Raw genomic sequence first — 14,716 nt, 5'->3', positions numbered from 1 at the left:
CGTGAACACCCTGCTGACATGCGGGAGTTGGGAACAACGACGCTTTCATTCAATGGAAAGCCGGGACGCTCCGCGGGTACGCACCGGCCGCTCGCCGGGCGCGGGGGCGCCGAGGGTGCGGGAGATGCCGCGGGCGGCGGCGAGCAGCGCGGGCACGCAGGCGCGCGGGTGCGGTTCGTCGCTCGGGAGCACGACGGAGAGTGCCGCGGTGACGTGTCCCCGTTCGTCGCGGACGGGGGCGGCGACCCCGGTGGATCCCACGGTGATCATTTCGGGGGCGACCACGTGTCCCTCGCGGCGGACCTGTGCGAGCAGGCGGCGCAGTTCCGCGGGGTCGGTGACGGTGCCGGGTGTGTGTCGCTCCAGGGGGCCCGTGAGCGCCTGCTCCCACACCTCGGGCGGGCTGTAGGCGAGGAGGACGAGGCCGGTGGAGATGGCGTGCGCGGGCAGGCGGCCCGCGATGCGGGCGACGTTGGAGACGGCACTGCGCGCGGAGAGGCGTTCCAGGACGAGGACGTCGGTGCCTTCGAGGACGCCGATCTGTGTGTGGTGGCGGACGACGGAGAGCAGGTCCTCCATGAACGGCATGGCGGCCTGGCGCAGGTCGAGGGTGCGCGAGGAGCGGGATGCCAGTTCCCACATCTGGACGCCCATGCGCACACCCTTGCCGTCGGTGCGGTCCAGGGCGCCCAGGTCGACGAGCTCGCCGACGAGACGGTGCGCGGTCGCCACGGGAAGGTCCGCGCGCCGGGAGATCTCCGAGACGGTGAGCACGGGGGCGGCGGCGGTGAACAGGCGCAGGATGCGCATCGCGCGGGTCAGCACCGACTCGCCGGATTCCGATCTTGCCATGAGGGTCATCCTCGGTATCCGGGCCCGGTCTGCCAAGACCCGGACGCCGAGGAGGGGTCAGCCGAGCCGCTCGGCGAGCGGGCCGAGCACGGGCGTCCATGCGCGGGCCTCGACGGCCGAGACGAGCCCCTGGACGCGGAAGGGATCCTGTGCGGTGGCGGCGAGCGCGGCCGCCTTGTCCGCGGCGCGTATCAGCAGCAGCGCGCCGGGGTCCTCGTCCTCGGCGAAGGGCCCGGAGCACAGGTTGACGCCCTGCTCGGCGAGGGCGCCGAGAAATTCCTTGTGGGCGGGGCGGTGGGTGTCGCGGCCGGCGGTGTCGTCGGTGTAGGTGTACGTCACTGCGTAGAGGGGCATGGGGCGTTCTCCGGTTCGTGGTGGGCGGGCAGGGTCGATCATCCGGCAGTGGTGTACCCGCCGTCGACGTACAGGGTCTGGCCGGTGATGAAGCCGGAGCGTTCGCCGTCCAGCAGGAAGAGGACGGCCTGCGCCACGTCGTCGACCGTGCACAGGCGGCCCAGCGGGACCTGCCGGATCATCGCGTCGAGGTCGAGGGCGCCGCGTTCGACCATGTCGCGGATCAGCGGGGTGTCGACCCAGGCGGGCCCGACGGCGTTGACGCGCACGCCCGCGCCCGCCCACTCGGCGGCCAGGGAGCGGGTGAGGCCGACGCCTCCGGCCTTCGCGGCGCTGTAGGCGGTGCGTCCGGGCAGGCCGCGGGCGGCGGCGATGGAGGCGACGTTCACGATCGAGGGAGCGTCGGCGAGGTGTGCGTACGCGGCCTGGCAGGCGAAGAAGGTGCCGTCGAGGTCGACGTCGACGACGGTGCGCCAGTCGTCGGCGGGCAGGGTTCGCGAGGGGCCGGGGCGGGTGAGGCCGGCGCTGTTGACCAGGCCGTGGACGGGCCCGAGCCGCCCGGCCACGGTGGCGAAGGCGGCGGCGAGTTCGTCGGGGCGGGTCACGTCGGCGGTGACGGCGAGGGCGCCGAGGTCCCGGGCGGCGGCGGACACCGTGTCCTGGTCCCGGTCGAGCAGGGCGACGCTCCAGCCGTCGGCGGCGGCGCGGGCCGCGAGCGCTCTGCCGAGTCCTGAGGCGGCACCGGTGATCACGACCGTACGCATGGGGTCTCCGAAGGTTCGTGGCGAAGGGGTCGCTCCGAGTCTCGGAGGGGCCGTCGACCGGCTCCACAGGAATTCCACTCAATGGAAAACGTGGTTCCCGCACCATTCCCTTTCCTCTACCGTCCCGCACAGAAGGACAAAGCCGAGGCGATCAATTCAGGGTGCCCGGCCTCGGGTGTACGGTCGAAATGAAAGAGCAATTCGATCCGAGAACACCGGATTCCAGCCTGTCCCGCACAGAGGGACAATTCGGCGGCGTCGATCGACTCGGAGGAATGGGAGAGCTGACGATGGGCGAGGGACGCGTGCAGGGCAAGGTCGCCGTGATCACGGGAGGCGCGCGCGGCATCGGTGCCGCGATCGGTGACGCGCTCGCCGAACAGGGCGCCACCGTCGTCGTCGCCGACCTGGCGCCGGCCGATTCGTACCGGGGCGATGCCGCGTACCGACAGGTCGACGTGGTGGACGAGGAGTCGGTGCGCGCGGCGTTCGACTCGATAGTCGAGGCCTACGGGCGCATCGACATCCTGGTCAACAACGCGGGCGTGCCGGGTCCGATGAAGCCGGCGCACGAGGTCGAGGAGAAGGAGTTCGACCTCGTTTTCTCCGTCGACGTCAAGGGGGTGTGGCTCTCCACGAAGCACGCGGTGCGTCACATGCTGGAGACCGGTGGCGGCTCGATCGTCAACATGTCGTCCATCTACGGTCTCGTCGGCGGTGCGCGCATTCCGCTTTATCACGCGGCAAAGGGAGCGGTTCGGTTGATGACGAAGGCCGATGCGGCGACGTACGCGAAGTCCGGAATTCGCGTGAACTCCGTTCACCCGGGTTCCATCGAGACCGAGTTGAGCAAGTCGCTGTCGGCCGACCCTTCCCCGGAGGCGGCGGCGTACGCGCAGCGCATGCTCGACAACACCCCTATGGGACACCGTGGTTCACCCGCGGACATCGCGAACGCCGTGGTGTTCCTGGCCGGCGACGAGTCCCGCTTCGTCACCGGCACCGAACTCGTCGTCGACGGTGGCTACACGGCGATCTGACCATGAACGAACCCGAGCGCTCGCAGCGCTATGTCATCGAGTCCCTGGATACCGGTCTGCGCCTGCTGCTCCTCTTCATGGAGCACGACTCGCTGTCGGTGACGGACGCGGCGCGCTCGCTCGGGGTGGCCCGTTCCACCGCGCACCGTGTGCTCAGCACGCTGGAGGGCCGCGGGTTCGTGATCCGCGAGTCCTCGGGGCGCGGCTACTGCGCGGGGCCCGAACTGGTGCGTCTGGGCAGGCCGGCGGGGTACGGGCCGGAAGCTCGGCGGGCGCTGGCCCCCGTCCTCGACGACGCGGCGGCCCGGACCGGCGAGACCGTCACGAGCGTCGCGCTGCTGGGCGACCAGATCCTCATCACGGACGGCCGCGAGTCCCGGCATCCGGTCCGCGTGATGCTGGAGGTGGGCCGCACGCACTCGGCCCACGCCACGTCGGGCGGCAAGATCCTCCTCGCGCACATGACGGACGACCAGATCCTGTCGCTGTACCCCGAGGAGCGGCTGCCGGAGGTCACCCCGCACACGATCACGTCGCGCACCGCTCTCCTCGCCGAACTCGCCCTCGTGCGCGAGCGCGGCCACGCGGTGAGCCGGGGCGAGTCCGTGTGGGGCATGAACGCGGTGGCCGTGCCGCTTCCGGGGCGCAGTTGGCGCGACCGGATGGCGCTGATGGCCGCGGTGCCCGCCGACCGGGGAGACGACGACGCGCTGGACCTGCTTGCGCGGCGGCTGCGGCGCGCGGCGTTGCTGTTCGGCGACGCGGCGACGCCCTCGAACGCCGAGGGTCCGTCCTGACCGGCGGATCGGCAAGGACGTTCAGCCGGTCGGCTATGTGACACATCCCTCACCCCGCGAGTCTGTACGGGTTGTGCAGCCCGGCGCGGATTCAACGCGCCACCGCCTGGCACATCAGCATGCCGGACATGCCCGATGTCGCACGTACACAAGACGATTCGCGCCAAGCATCCCGACACGTCACGCATGCCGCGTCAGATAACTCACAACAAGAAACGGGTAGTTGTGCGCGGAGCGCACCGGGCGGGCGCAAGTCGAACACAGCGCCTACGATGTGCCGCCGTGCCCCGCACCCGATCGTGAAGGACCCGCATGGCGCCCCCGCCCCGAGGCCCCGCCGGAAAGCGCCGCAGGCCGCGCACCTCGCCCGCCGCGTGGCTGTCCGCGCGCTCGGCCGCCGCGACGGAGCGCACGCGGGCGGCCCTCGCCGCTCACCGCACCGGTGCGTTCGTGGCGGGCGGCGCCGTGCTGGTGGCGGCCACGGCAGGCGGCATCCTGCTGAGCACGGGCGGCGACGAACCGGCCTCCTTCACCGCTCGCTACCAGGGCACGGCCACCGCGCAGAACGCCTTCACCGGCCGCTACGTGATTCACAACGGCGGCGGGTCCGCGGCCTCCGGCTGGAAGTTGTCCTTCACGCTACCGAAGGGCGCGACCCTCTCGTCCCTGTCGCACGCGCACTACGTGGTGCAGGGGCGACACGTCACCGCCGAAGCCCGCCAGGACGACACCCCGGTCGGCGCCGGGAAGTCCGTCACTCTCGCCCTCAAGGCCCGCTCGACGTCCGGCACGCACCGCCCCACGGACTGCTCCGTCGACGGCACCCCGTGCACCATCGACGCGGTACCCGCCCCGAAGCCGTCCCACTCCCCGCCGAAGAAGCACACCCCGGAACCGAAGCCGACCCACTCGCACTCCACCGCCCCACCCAAGTCCACATCGTTCGCCCCCTACGTCGACACCTCCCTCTCCCCCGCCTTCGACCTGCCCCGGGCCGCCCGCACCACCGGCGTGAAAACCTACACCCTCGCCTTCGTGAAGCCCAAGGGCGACTGCACCCCGCGGTGGGGCAGGTCGACGCTCGACGGGAACCCGGTCGCCGCCAGGATCGGCGCGCTGCGTTCCGCGGGCGGCGACGTACGTGTCTCCTTCGGCGGCCAGAGCGGCAGCGAACTCGCCCGCACCTGCACGTCGGTGTCCCGGCTCACCTCCGCGTACGAGAAGGTCATCGACCACTACAAGCTGACCAAGGTCGACTTCGACATCGAGGGCGACGCGCTGACCGACCGCGCGAGCGTGGACCGGCGTAACCGGGTCGTCGCCGCGCTGCAACGCCAACACCCGGGCCTGGACGTGTCGTTCACGCTGCCGGCCCTCCCCCGCGGCATCACCGCCGACGGCCTCGCCCTGCTGCGGAACGCGAAGAAGCACGGTGTCGACTTCGGCTCCGTCAACGCCATGGCCATGAACTTCGGCTCCTCCCCCGCGCCGCACCCGCGCGACCGCATGGGCAAGTACGCCATCGACGCGGCCGAGGCCACCCACGCCCAGCTCAAGGACATCGTCGGTGGCTCGGACCGCGCGGTGTGGAACCGTGTCGCCGTCACCCCGATGATCGGTGTCAACGACATCGACGAAGAGGTCTTCACGCTCTCCGACGCCGCCGAGCTCGGCGCCTTCGCCAAGTCGAAGGGCATGGCCTGGGTCTCCCTGTGGTCGGCGACCCGCGACCGCGCGTGCCCCGACGGCCCGGGCGGCCCTGCGGCGGCGACGTGCAGCGGGGTGGGTCAGTCGACCGGCGCGTTCATGAAGGCGTTCGTGTCACACATTCGTTGACGTGCGACGACGCACCAACCATCCCTGAACATTTGGCCGTTGTTTGCCTCTTGACTCAACTCCGGCGGTGGTCTTCATAATTGGCGTCACGAAATACGGGATGGTGTCCTACATTTTATGACGACCAATGAAGCGAACAACACGACCAAGCCCATGAGCTCCGCCCTCAAGCTGCTGCGCCTCCTGGACGTGGTGGGCGAGACCACCGACCCGGTACGGGTGGCCGAGCTGGCCCGCGCCGTCGGTGCCACACGCTCCGAGGTGCACCGCCAGCTGGTCACGCTCGTGGCCGCGGGCTGGATGGAGCAGCTGCCCGACGGCGCGTATCAACTCACCGTGAAAGCAGCCCACTTGGGGAACGCCGCGCTTCAGCACGCCGGGTTCGGCGAGCGGGTCTCGCGAGTCCTCGCCGACCTCGCCGAGCGCATCGGCCAGTCGGTGTGTCTCGCGGTCCTCGACGACGACGCGACCCGCGTGGTGAAGCGCGCAGAGCCTGGCACCGCCGCCCATGTGACGCTCGCGCTCGGCCGCCGGATGTCGCTGCGGGGCGGCGCGACGGGGCGGGTGCTCATCGCCCACGCCGACGACGACACCCTGGCGGCGCTGCGCGCACGCGGAGTCCCGCTCCCGGACGACGAGGAGCTCGTCGAGATCCGGGAGGCGGGCTACGCGCTGATCCCCGAGTACGCCGACGAGGGTCTCGCCGCCATCGCCTTCCCGCTCGTCGGCCGCACCGGCCGCCCGACCGTGACGCTCTGCGCGGTCGGCCCCGCGACCCGCTTCGACCCGCTGTCCGCCAAGGACGTGCTCGCGGACGGCGCCACCGACCTGGCTCGGCTCACCGCCGGCCTCGGCGACGGCCACGCCTCTTGGACGGCCTGACCCACCCGCTGCGTACCGCGCAGTCATCCCCTCCGAAGGGAGTCACATGACCACCCGGAGCGAACTCCGGCCCACCGAGGACGACCCCGAACCCGCCGCGGCCTTCATGCGCCCCGAACGGCTCGCCACCCTCGCCCCGAGCAGGCTCAGCGCCAGCCGCTCGCTCATGCACCTGATGACGCGGAAGCGGTGGACGGTCGACCTCGTCCGCTTCGACATCGACGACCGCGCCAGGGGCGAGGCCGTGTACCGCGTGCGTACGCCCTCGGCCGTCTTCGACTTCATGGTGTTCTCCTTCGAGCCGAAGCTCGAGGGGCGCACCGGACGCATCATCGGCACAGACTGGGACATGATGGGCGCGCTCGTCGAGGGCGAGACGGACGACGAGGACCTGCGGGCGACCCGCGAGGAGATGCCGAAACTGTACGCGGGGCGGGCCACGCCCGGCAGTCTCGTGTGGTGCCGCTCCAACCGCAGCCTGCGCCTGTTCGACCATGTCATCGACCACCTCGCGACCGGCCGCCAGCCGCGCGTCGCGGAGCTGTGGCCCGTCGGCTACCTGATGCGCAACACGGGCCTGGACGGCAACGGCACCTTCGGCACCCGCTCCTACGGGGCCCTGGAGGACGACCATCCGCTGCGGCTGCCGTACCACGCGCAGATGCTCGCCGCGTATCTGATGCGCGAGTTCTCCGTGGACCTGGTCGAGCACCTCGCCCGCTGCCGTGATCCGCGCGCCGCGCGGCTCGACCCGGAGCTGCGGCGCTTCCTCGGCCTCGGCAACGGCTCGGCGCTCGGCCTCGTGTTCTTCGCGAACAACCATCCGGTGCTGCTCGACCGCTGGCTCACCCTGCGCCGCACGGCGGTGACCGAGGCCCGCCGCATCCCGGTCGTGCCGGGCTCGGCGGAGGCGGACCGGGCCGCCGAACTCCTGGCGCGCGCCGTCGACTTCCACGATCAGGACCCGCTCACCTATCACGACTTCACCGCCCCGTCGGTGGTGGCGGACGGGCTGCGCGTCCTCGTCGAACGGCTGGCGGGCGCCGGGCCCGACGCCGTCTTCGGTGATCTGCTCGCCGGGCTTCCGGACGACCGAGTGTGTCAGGAGGCCGTCGAGGTGTTCGACGCCGTCCTGCTCGAACTGCGCCCCGAGCACACGGACGCGCTGCTGCGCCACCAGCCCGCGGACGAGACACTGCGCCACCGCCCGCAGGACACCGTCAGGGAGCTCCGGGACCTGCTCACCCGCGAGTACGCCTGGGCCCTCGCCCACGACCTGACCGACCCGGACCAGCGGCACTTCCGCTGGTACAAGTCGCGGGACGCCGAGGAGCCGCGCCGCGGTCCCGTCGATGAGGTGCCAGGCGGCTTCGAGTGGGCGCTGGACCTGCCCGGCGACATCCAGCGGCTCGCCGCCGCCCTCGACGAGGTACCGGGTGACACCCTCGTCGGCGAATTCCTCGCCGAGCACCCCGAGGAGCGGTGGACGGTGACCCGGGCGCAGGGCCTGGCGGGCCGTCACCACCACTCGCCGCACATGAACATGCTGGCGAAGGACTTCGTCCCCGTGCACATCGTGCGGCTGATGAACGCCGCGTTCCACGGCCTGGACAAGACCGTGGACGCGTTCGGCCGCAGCGTGCTCGGTCTCCTCTTCCACGGCGCGCCGACCCGCACGGATCTGGCCGAGGGGCGCGCCTTCGACTGGATCTACCCCCGCCGCCCCGAGGAGCGTGACTGACCGTGACCTCAACTGCCCCTGCCCGTAAGGACACTTCAGCCGTCAATGTGTCGCTGCGCGAGTGCCGCCTGGTGACCGGTCGTGTGCTGCGGGCGCTCGGTGTGCCGCGCGGCGCGGTGCCCGCCGCCCGTGACACTACGGTTGTCGCGCAGGCCCTCGGCCTCGACGCGCTGCGCCGGCTGCACGACGACGCGGACACACTCCGCGCGACAGCGGCGCTGCGGGGCCGCCGTCGCGCGGACGGCCCCGACACCGCCGTCGACGCCCGCGGCCGGCACGCGCTGGTCGCCGCACCCGACCTCCTCGACCTGGCCGTGGCGCTGACCCACCGCCATGTGAAGGCCCGCGTCACGGTCACGGATCTCGTACGACCGGAGCTGCTCGACGTCCTGCCCGTGCAAGCGGCCGACTTCGGTGTCGCCCTCACCGTCGGCGGCGGCGCGGGGCGCGGCGAGCGGGTCCTGGACTGCGCCCCGCTCCAGGACCCGGCGCCCGGCACCGAGCCCCCCTTGGACCACGTGCTGCGCCACGGACTCGACGTAGCCGCGGACCTGTGGTGGAGCCTGTTCCACCTCGGCAGCGAGGCCCTGACCCCGGACTCGGACCTGTCGCGGCAGCACACCGGGCGCTCGGTGTTCGACGAGAGCGGCCGGATCGTCGGCGAGGTCGGCGAGGACTGGGCCGACAAGGAGGCCGACCACGCAGTCGGCGAGGGCCCGGCCCCCATACTCAGCGACGGAAGGTGACCGCGTGCTCTACATCGACGGCCTCGAATGCAGCCTCTACGACCGTGAGATCTTCCAGGAGCTGAGGGCGGGTCAACTCGCCTGCGTGACACCCACGTTGGCGTTCTGGGAGAACGCCACGGAGACGATGGACGAGATCGGCCGCTGGCGCGACCTGGAGCGCGAGAACGCCGACCTGATCCGCATCGCCCGCACCGCCGACGACATCGAGCAGGCCCACCGCGACGGCCGCACCGCCATCCTCCTCGGCACCCAGAACTCCTCGCCGATCGAGGACCGCGTCCGCTTCCTCGAACTGTTCCACGACATGGGCCTGCGGGTCATGCAGCTCACCTACAACAACCAGAACGCCATCGGTGGTTCCTGCTACGAGCCCGAGGACAGCGGCCTGTCCCGGTTCGGCCGCGAGGTCGTCCAGGAGATGAACCGGCTCGGCATGGTCGTGGACCTCTCCCACGTCGGCGAGCGCACGGGGCTCGACGCCATCAGGGCGTCCGAGCGGCCGGTCGCCGTCACCCACGCCAACCCGCGCTCCCTGTACGACCACCCGCGCAACAAGGGCGACGAGCTGCTCAAGGCGCTCGCGGCCGGCGGCGGCATGCTCGGCCTCGCCACGTACCGCAACATCAGCGGGCCGTGGGCGGGCAGCCGCGAGGAGTGGTGCGACATGGTGCGCCGCACCGTCGACCTGATCGGCATCGACCACGTCGGCATCGGGACCGACCTGAGCCGCAAGAGCGGCGAGCCGGAGCTCCAGTGGATGCGCAAGGGCCGCTGGACGCGCACCGAACAGCGCGGCGCCGCCCTGTCCGGCACACCCGGCAAGGCTCCCGCGATCTCCTGGATGGAGTCCACCGCCGACTTCCCGGCCCTCGCCCAATGCCTTTCGGAGCACGCCGGGTTCGACGACGAAGAGGTCGCCAAGATCATGGGCGGCAATTGGCTCCGCTTCTACCGCCAGGTCCTCAAGCCGGCCTGACGCCCCACGTCTCGTACCACCCGCACCACCCGCACCACCGCAAGGAGACAGCCCCACCCCTCCCCCATCCCGTGCCGGGCTCGTCCGGCGTGGCCCCGAAGGGCGGTCACCGTGACCCCACAGACCTGCACCCCACCCCATCAACTGACCGGCGCGGCGCGGGAGGTGGCGGCCCGGCTCGACCGGCTGCCGTTCACCCGCGTGCAGCGCGGCATCCTCCTCAAGGGCGGCTTGAGCACCACCTTCGACGGCATGGACAACGGGATCGTGTCGTTCCTGCTGCCCATCGTGGGCGGTGTGTTCGCGCTGTCCGGCCTGGAACAGGGCCTGCTCGGCAGTTCCTCGCTCATCGGCGCCGTGATCGGCGCGCTGCTCGTCGGATTCATCGGCGACCGCACCGGCCGGCGGAACCTCCTCGTCTGGTCGATGACCTGCTACAGCGCCGCGATGATCCTCGGCGCCTTCTCGCCCGACGCGTTCGTGCTGGTCGCCACCCGCATCGTCGGCGGCGTCGCCATCGGCATCAACGCGAACATCGTGATGCCGTACCTGGCGGAGTTCTCGCCGCCGTCCCGGCGCGGTCACTTCGTCGGCTCGCTCGCCGGGTTCTTCGCGTTCGGGTACGTACTGGCCGCGCTGATCGGCTACTTCATCATCCAGGCCTTCGACGGCGGCTGGCGGATCGCGCAGATCGTCGTCGGGCTTCCGATCATCCTGGCCGTGTTCTGGCGACGCAGCCTGCCCGAGTCGCCGCGCTATCTGGTCTCGCGCGGGCGGGTGGACGAGGCACTGGCCGAGGTGGAGCGCCTGGAGGACAAGGTCCGCGGGGCCACCGGCAAGCCACTGCCCGAACCCGCTCCCGCGGGACCTGCCGCCACGGCCGAAACCCCGGCCGTGGACCGACCACGCGGCCTGCGACGGTTCCTGGCGCTGTGGAGGCCGCCGCTGCTGCGGCAGACCGGTCTCGTCTGGGTGCTCTGGTTCTGCTTCAGCTTCGTCTACTACGGCTTCCTGGTCTTCCTGCCGACGCTCCTCGTCGACCGGGGCTTCTCCATCAGCGAGAGCTTCGGCTACTCCATCCTCATCGAGGTCGCCCAGGTCGTCGGCTACTACCCGGCGGCCGTACTGTCCGAGCGTCTCGACCGCAAGTGGAGCATCGTCATCTTCCTGCTGGCGGGCGCGCTGGCCGCGCTCGGCGCCGCGACGACCCACAGCGACGCGGTGGTCATCGGGTGCAGTGTGGCGCTCGCGTTCTTCCTCAACGGCGCCTACGCGCCCCTGTACACGTACACACCCGAGGTCTATCCGACGTGGATCCGCGGCACCGGCGTCGGCGCGTCCGCCGTCTTCAGCCGCATCGGCGCGGCCCTGGCCCCGATCATTCTCGGCGCCGCCTACACCTCGCTCACGTTCGTCGGCGTGTTCCTGCTGCTGTGCGCCGTGATCGTGATCGCGGTGGTGGCGGTCGCCGTGTTCGGTACGTCGACGCGGGACCGTAGCCTGGAGGACATCACCGCCTGACGGGGAGCTCAGCCACGGTGCGCCGCGATCAGCTTCCGGTACCAGTGGTAGCTGTCCTTGGGGGTGCGCTCCTGGGTGTCGTAGTCGACGCGGACGACGCCGAACCGCTTCGCGTAGCCGAGGGCCCACTCGAAGTTGTCGAGCAGCGACCACACGTAGTAGCCACGCACGTCGACGCCCGCGTCCATCGCCGCGCGCAGCGCCGTGAGGTGGCTGTGCAGGTAGGCGACGCGGTCGGGGTCGTGGACCGCGCCGTCGGCGGCCGGTTCGTCGTGTTCGGCGGTGCCGTTCTCGGTGATGTGGAGGGGCGGGAGGGCGTCGCCGTAGCGGTCCTTCAGTGCGGTCAGCAGGTCGGTGAAGGACTCGGGGACGACGGGCCAGCCCATCGCGGTGTGGCGGACGTCGGGGTAGGGGCGTTCCTCGTACCGGTTGTCGGTGGCGACGCGGCGTGCCGGGTCCGGCTCGCGGTGTGCGGCGTCGGCGACCACGGTCGGCCGGTAGTAGTTCACGCCGAGGAAGTCGAGCGGCTGGCCGATGAGTTCGAGGTCGCCTTCGCGGCGGAAGTCCTGGCGTGCGATCAGATCGCCCCAGGTGTCGTCCTCCGTCGTCGGGTACCGGCCGGCGAGGATCGGTTCCGTCCAGACGAGGTTGTGCTGGGTGTCGGCGCGGGCGACGGCCGCACGGTCGGCGGCCGTGTCGGTGGCGGGGACGTTGCGGTCGAGGTTGAGGGTGATGCCCGCCTCTCGTACCCCTGCCGCACGGAGTGCCTTCATCGCCAGGCCGTGGCCGACGAGCAGGTGGTGGGCCGCCGCCAGCGCGCCGGTCCCTTCCTGTGCTCCGGGCGCGTGGCGGCCCACCGAGTAGCCGAGGAAGGCGCTGCACCAGGGCTCGTTGAGGGTGATCCAGCGCGGGACGCGGTCGGCGAGGTGCTCGGCGACGAGTCCCGCGTACTCACCGAACCGTTCGGCGGTCTCGCGGACCCGCCAGCCGCCCTTGTCCTCGAGGGCCTGCGGAAGGTCCCAGTGGTAGAGCGTGGCGGCCGGTTCGATGCCCGCCTCGAGGAGTGCGTCGACGAGCCGCGAGTAGAAGTCGAGGCCCTTCTGGTTCGCCGGGCCCTCCCCGGTCGGCTGGATGCGCGGCCAGGCGATCGAGAAGCGGTACGAGTCGACGCCGAGGTCGCGCAGCAGTGCCACGTCCTCCGGGTAGCGGTGGTAGTGGTCGCAGGCCACGTCCCCGGTGTCACCGTCGTGCGTGCGGCCGGGCGTGTGGCTGTAGGTGTCCCAGATGGAGGGGCCGCGGCCGTCCTCCTTCGCGGCTCCCTCGATCTGGTACGAGGCGGTGGCCGCGCCGAACACGAAGCTGGGCGGGAAGGCGGGGACGGCGGGCAAAGGGGTGAACTCGCTCATGTGTGGCCTTACTTGATGGATCCGCCGGTGATTCCGGCGGCGATGTACTTCTGGGCGAGGACGAGCAGCACGGCGGCCGGGATCGCCGACAGGACGGACGCGGCCATGACGGACCCCCAGTCCCCGACGTGCGCTCCGATGTACTGGTAGATGCCCAGTGTGACGGGCTTGACGTCGTCGGTGGTGTTCAGCGTCAGCGCGAACATGAAGTCGCTCCACGCGTACAGGAAGGAGAACAGACCCGCGGTGATCAGGGAGTTGCGGCTCATCGGCAGGACGACCTGCACGAAGGTGCGCAGCTTGCCCGCGCCGTCGGCCTCGGCCGCCTCGATGACCTCCTTCGGGATCGCCACCATGAAGGAACGCATGAGGACGATGGCGAAGGGAATGCCGAGCGAGGCGTCGGCGAGCATCAGGCCGAAGTAGGAGTTGACCAGGCCGAGATCGACGTACGCGCTGTAGAGGGCGTTGGCGATGACGATGCCCGGGACCATCTGCGTGATGAGGGTGCCGAAGACGATGGTGCGGCTGCCGCGCAGCCGGAACTGGGCGAGGCCGTACGCGGCGGGCGCGGCGATCGCCAGGCAGATGACGACGGCGCCGAGCGCGACGGCGAGCGAGGTGAGCAGGTGTCCGCCCTGCTCGGTGATCGCGGAGGTGAAGCCGGACAGGTCGAGCGAGTGCGGCACGGGTGAGACCTCGAGCAGTCCCGACTCCGGCTGCAGCGCCGTGTTGATCATCCAGTAGAGCGGGAACAGCATCACGGCGAGGATGACGATCCCGGCGACGGTGGCGCCCCAGCGGCGCCCGGACGTGGTGGCGGCGTTCGCCATGCCGGTCACTTCCCCTCGGAGCGGTTGGCCCGCAGGTAGAACACCGCGAAGACGGCGGAGATGAGAATGAGGACGTTGCCGACGACGGCGCCCGCGCCGAAGTCGAGCTGCACGAAGGAGTTCTGGTAGGTGAGGGTGCCGAGCGTCTGGGTGGCGTCGGCGGGGCCGCCGTCGGTGAGGGCGAGGATCAGGTCGAGGATCTTGACCGTCGACATGAAGCCCAGGACGAGCACGACCGTGATGACCGGCTTGAGCAGCGGCAGCGTGATCGAGCGGAAGGTGCGCCAGGCGGACGCTCCGTCCAAGGAGGACGCCTCGTACAGCTCCTTGGGGATCTCCTGGAGGCCGCCGTAGAGGATCACCATGTTGAACGGGATGCCGATCCAGATGTTCACCATGATCACGGAGAACAGTGCCATGCCGGGGCTGGTGAGCCAGGGGGTGTGGCCGCCGAGGCCGAAGAGCTCGGCGAACGAGTTGAGGACGCCGGTGTCCTGGTCGAGGATGCGGCGCCAAACGATGCCCGAGACGACCATGGGGACGAGCCACGGCAACAGGATCAGGGAGCGCAGGAACCCGTTCAGCGGGAACCGCTTGGTGAAGAAGACGGCGAGCGCGAGCCCGATGCCGAACTGGCCGATCAGCGAGCCGACGGTGAAGACGATGGTGTGCCACAGGGCCTTGCCGAAGAGGTCGTCGTGGAAGACCTTGCTCCAGTTGTCGGCTCCGTTGAAGGGGGACTTGCCGTCGAAGAACGTGGACGGCGAGAAGTCCTGGAAGCTCATCACGACGTTGCGGACGAGCGGGTAGCCGAAGAACAGCAGCATGAAGACGACGGCGGGGGCGATGAACCCCCACTGGCTCAGCCTGCGGCGGCGCCTGGCGCGGAGGGGGTCGGTCTTCTTCTGAACTGCCGTGCGCCGGACGGAGGGCGCGGTGGCCGTGGTGGTCGACATGGTGGTTGA

At 70.8% G+C, this 14,716-nt stretch carries 14 protein-coding genes; 8 read left to right on the top strand and 6 right to left on the bottom strand.

Annotation, left to right across the window (positions count from 1 at the left end; translation table 11 throughout):
- Positions 1-45 precede the first annotated feature (45 nt).
- The 3 genes from ACP4E5_RS45350 to ACP4E5_RS45340 are packed head-to-tail and all read right to left on the bottom strand — an operon-like array spanning position 46 to position 1,970.
- Positions 46-852: an IclR family transcriptional regulator gene (locus tag ACP4E5_RS45350; protein WP_425840917.1), complete on the bottom strand. Its 807-nt coding sequence runs from the start codon at positions 850-852 to the stop codon at positions 46-48.
- A gap of 57 nt (positions 853-909) precedes the next feature.
- Positions 910-1,206, bottom strand: coding sequence for a YciI family protein (locus ACP4E5_RS45345; RefSeq protein ID WP_425840915.1), 297 nt, complete (start codon positions 1,204-1,206; stop codon positions 910-912).
- A 38-nt stretch (positions 1,207-1,244) separates the two neighbouring features.
- Positions 1,245-1,970: an SDR family NAD(P)-dependent oxidoreductase gene (locus ACP4E5_RS45340; RefSeq protein ID WP_425840912.1), complete on the bottom strand. Its 726-nt coding sequence runs from the start codon at positions 1,968-1,970 to the stop codon at positions 1,245-1,247.
- 275 nt (positions 1,971-2,245) lie between these two features.
- On the opposite strand from ACP4E5_RS45340, the gene ACP4E5_RS45335 reads away from it, so the two are divergent.
- From ACP4E5_RS45335 to ACP4E5_RS45300, 8 genes are all read left to right on the top strand, one after another.
- Entirely contained in the window at positions 2,246-3,010 is a 765-nt protein-coding gene (locus tag ACP4E5_RS45335) for an SDR family NAD(P)-dependent oxidoreductase (RefSeq protein WP_425840909.1), read from the top strand.
- Between the two features lie 2 nt (positions 3,011-3,012).
- Positions 3,013-3,807, top strand: a complete 795-nt coding sequence (locus ACP4E5_RS45330) for an IclR family transcriptional regulator (protein ID WP_425840906.1) — start codon at positions 3,013-3,015, stop codon at positions 3,805-3,807.
- A gap of 312 nt (positions 3,808-4,119) precedes the next feature.
- The gene (locus ACP4E5_RS45325) at positions 4,120-5,643 is read left to right on the top strand and encodes a cellulose binding domain-containing protein (RefSeq protein WP_425840903.1); all 1,524 of its coding nucleotides are present in this window, start codon (positions 4,120-4,122) and stop codon (positions 5,641-5,643) included.
- A gap of 117 nt (positions 5,644-5,760) precedes the next feature.
- Positions 5,761-6,525, top strand: coding sequence for an IclR family transcriptional regulator (locus tag ACP4E5_RS45320; RefSeq protein WP_425840900.1), 765 nt, complete (start codon positions 5,761-5,763; stop codon positions 6,523-6,525).
- Positions 6,526-6,571: 46 nt separating this feature from the next.
- Positions 6,572-8,266, top strand: coding sequence for a hypothetical protein (locus ACP4E5_RS45315; RefSeq protein WP_425840897.1), 1,695 nt, complete (start codon positions 6,572-6,574; stop codon positions 8,264-8,266).
- Positions 8,267-8,268: 2 nt separating this feature from the next.
- A complete protein-coding gene (locus ACP4E5_RS45310) occupies positions 8,269-9,012 on the top strand; it encodes a hypothetical protein (RefSeq protein ID WP_425840895.1) in 744 nt (247 codons plus the stop codon).
- 4 nt (positions 9,013-9,016) lie between these two features.
- Positions 9,017-9,991, top strand: coding sequence for a dipeptidase (locus ACP4E5_RS45305; protein WP_425840892.1), 975 nt, complete (start codon positions 9,017-9,019; stop codon positions 9,989-9,991).
- A 111-nt stretch (positions 9,992-10,102) separates the two neighbouring features.
- Entirely contained in the window at positions 10,103-11,512 is a 1,410-nt protein-coding gene (locus tag ACP4E5_RS45300; RefSeq protein ID WP_425840889.1) for an MFS transporter, read from the top strand.
- Positions 11,513-11,520: 8 nt separating this feature from the next.
- Here ACP4E5_RS45300 and ACP4E5_RS45295 read toward each other — a convergent pair whose 3' ends face one another.
- From ACP4E5_RS45295 to ACP4E5_RS45285, 3 genes are read right to left on the bottom strand one after another with little or no spacing between them, the layout of a single operon-like run.
- Positions 11,521-12,918, bottom strand: coding sequence for a GH1 family beta-glucosidase (locus tag ACP4E5_RS45295; RefSeq protein ID WP_425840886.1), 1,398 nt, complete (start codon positions 12,916-12,918; stop codon positions 11,521-11,523).
- 8 nt (positions 12,919-12,926) lie between these two features.
- Positions 12,927-13,751, bottom strand: coding sequence for a carbohydrate ABC transporter permease (locus ACP4E5_RS45290; RefSeq protein WP_425840883.1), 825 nt, complete (start codon positions 13,749-13,751; stop codon positions 12,927-12,929).
- Positions 13,752-13,756: 5 nt separating this feature from the next.
- Positions 13,757-14,707 (bottom strand): carbohydrate ABC transporter permease, encoded by a 951-nt coding sequence (locus ACP4E5_RS45285; protein WP_425840880.1) that lies wholly within the window; start codon positions 14,705-14,707, stop codon positions 13,757-13,759.
- Positions 14,708-14,716 lie beyond the last annotated feature (9 nt).

The organism is Streptomyces fractus (genome assembly GCF_049844455.1).
GTDB lineage: Bacteria > Actinomycetota > Actinomycetes > Streptomycetales > Streptomycetaceae > Streptomyces > Streptomyces fractus.
This window is presented reverse-complemented; position numbering and strand designations above follow the sequence as displayed.

Excerpts from the sequence above, each read along its gene's own strand:
- ACP4E5_RS45290 (WP_425840883.1), bottom strand. The coding sequence starts at position 13,751 with ATGGCGAACGCCGCCACCACGTCCGGGCGCCGCTGGGGCGCCACCGTC.
- ACP4E5_RS45345 (WP_425840915.1), bottom strand. The coding sequence starts at position 1,206 with ATGCCCCTCTACGCAGTGACGTACACCTACACCGACGACACCGCCGGC.
- ACP4E5_RS45285 (WP_425840880.1), bottom strand. The coding sequence starts at position 14,707 with ATGTCGACCACCACGGCCACCGCGCCCTCCGTCCGGCGCACGGCAGTT.
- ACP4E5_RS45335 (WP_425840909.1), top strand. The coding sequence starts at position 2,246 with ATGGGAGAGCTGACGATGGGCGAGGGACGCGTGCAGGGCAAGGTCGCC.
- ACP4E5_RS45340 (WP_425840912.1), bottom strand. The coding sequence starts at position 1,970 with ATGCGTACGGTCGTGATCACCGGTGCCGCCTCAGGACTCGGCAGAGCG.
- ACP4E5_RS45320 (WP_425840900.1), top strand. The coding sequence starts at position 5,761 with ATGACGACCAATGAAGCGAACAACACGACCAAGCCCATGAGCTCCGCC.
- ACP4E5_RS45295 (WP_425840886.1), bottom strand. The coding sequence starts at position 12,918 with ATGAGCGAGTTCACCCCTTTGCCCGCCGTCCCCGCCTTCCCGCCCAGC.
- ACP4E5_RS45350 (WP_425840917.1), bottom strand. The coding sequence starts at position 852 with ATGGCAAGATCGGAATCCGGCGAGTCGGTGCTGACCCGCGCGATGCGC.
- ACP4E5_RS45315 (WP_425840897.1), top strand. The coding sequence starts at position 6,572 with ATGACCACCCGGAGCGAACTCCGGCCCACCGAGGACGACCCCGAACCC.
- ACP4E5_RS45325 (WP_425840903.1), top strand. The coding sequence starts at position 4,120 with ATGGCGCCCCCGCCCCGAGGCCCCGCCGGAAAGCGCCGCAGGCCGCGC.
- ACP4E5_RS45330 (WP_425840906.1), top strand. The coding sequence starts at position 3,013 with ATGAACGAACCCGAGCGCTCGCAGCGCTATGTCATCGAGTCCCTGGAT.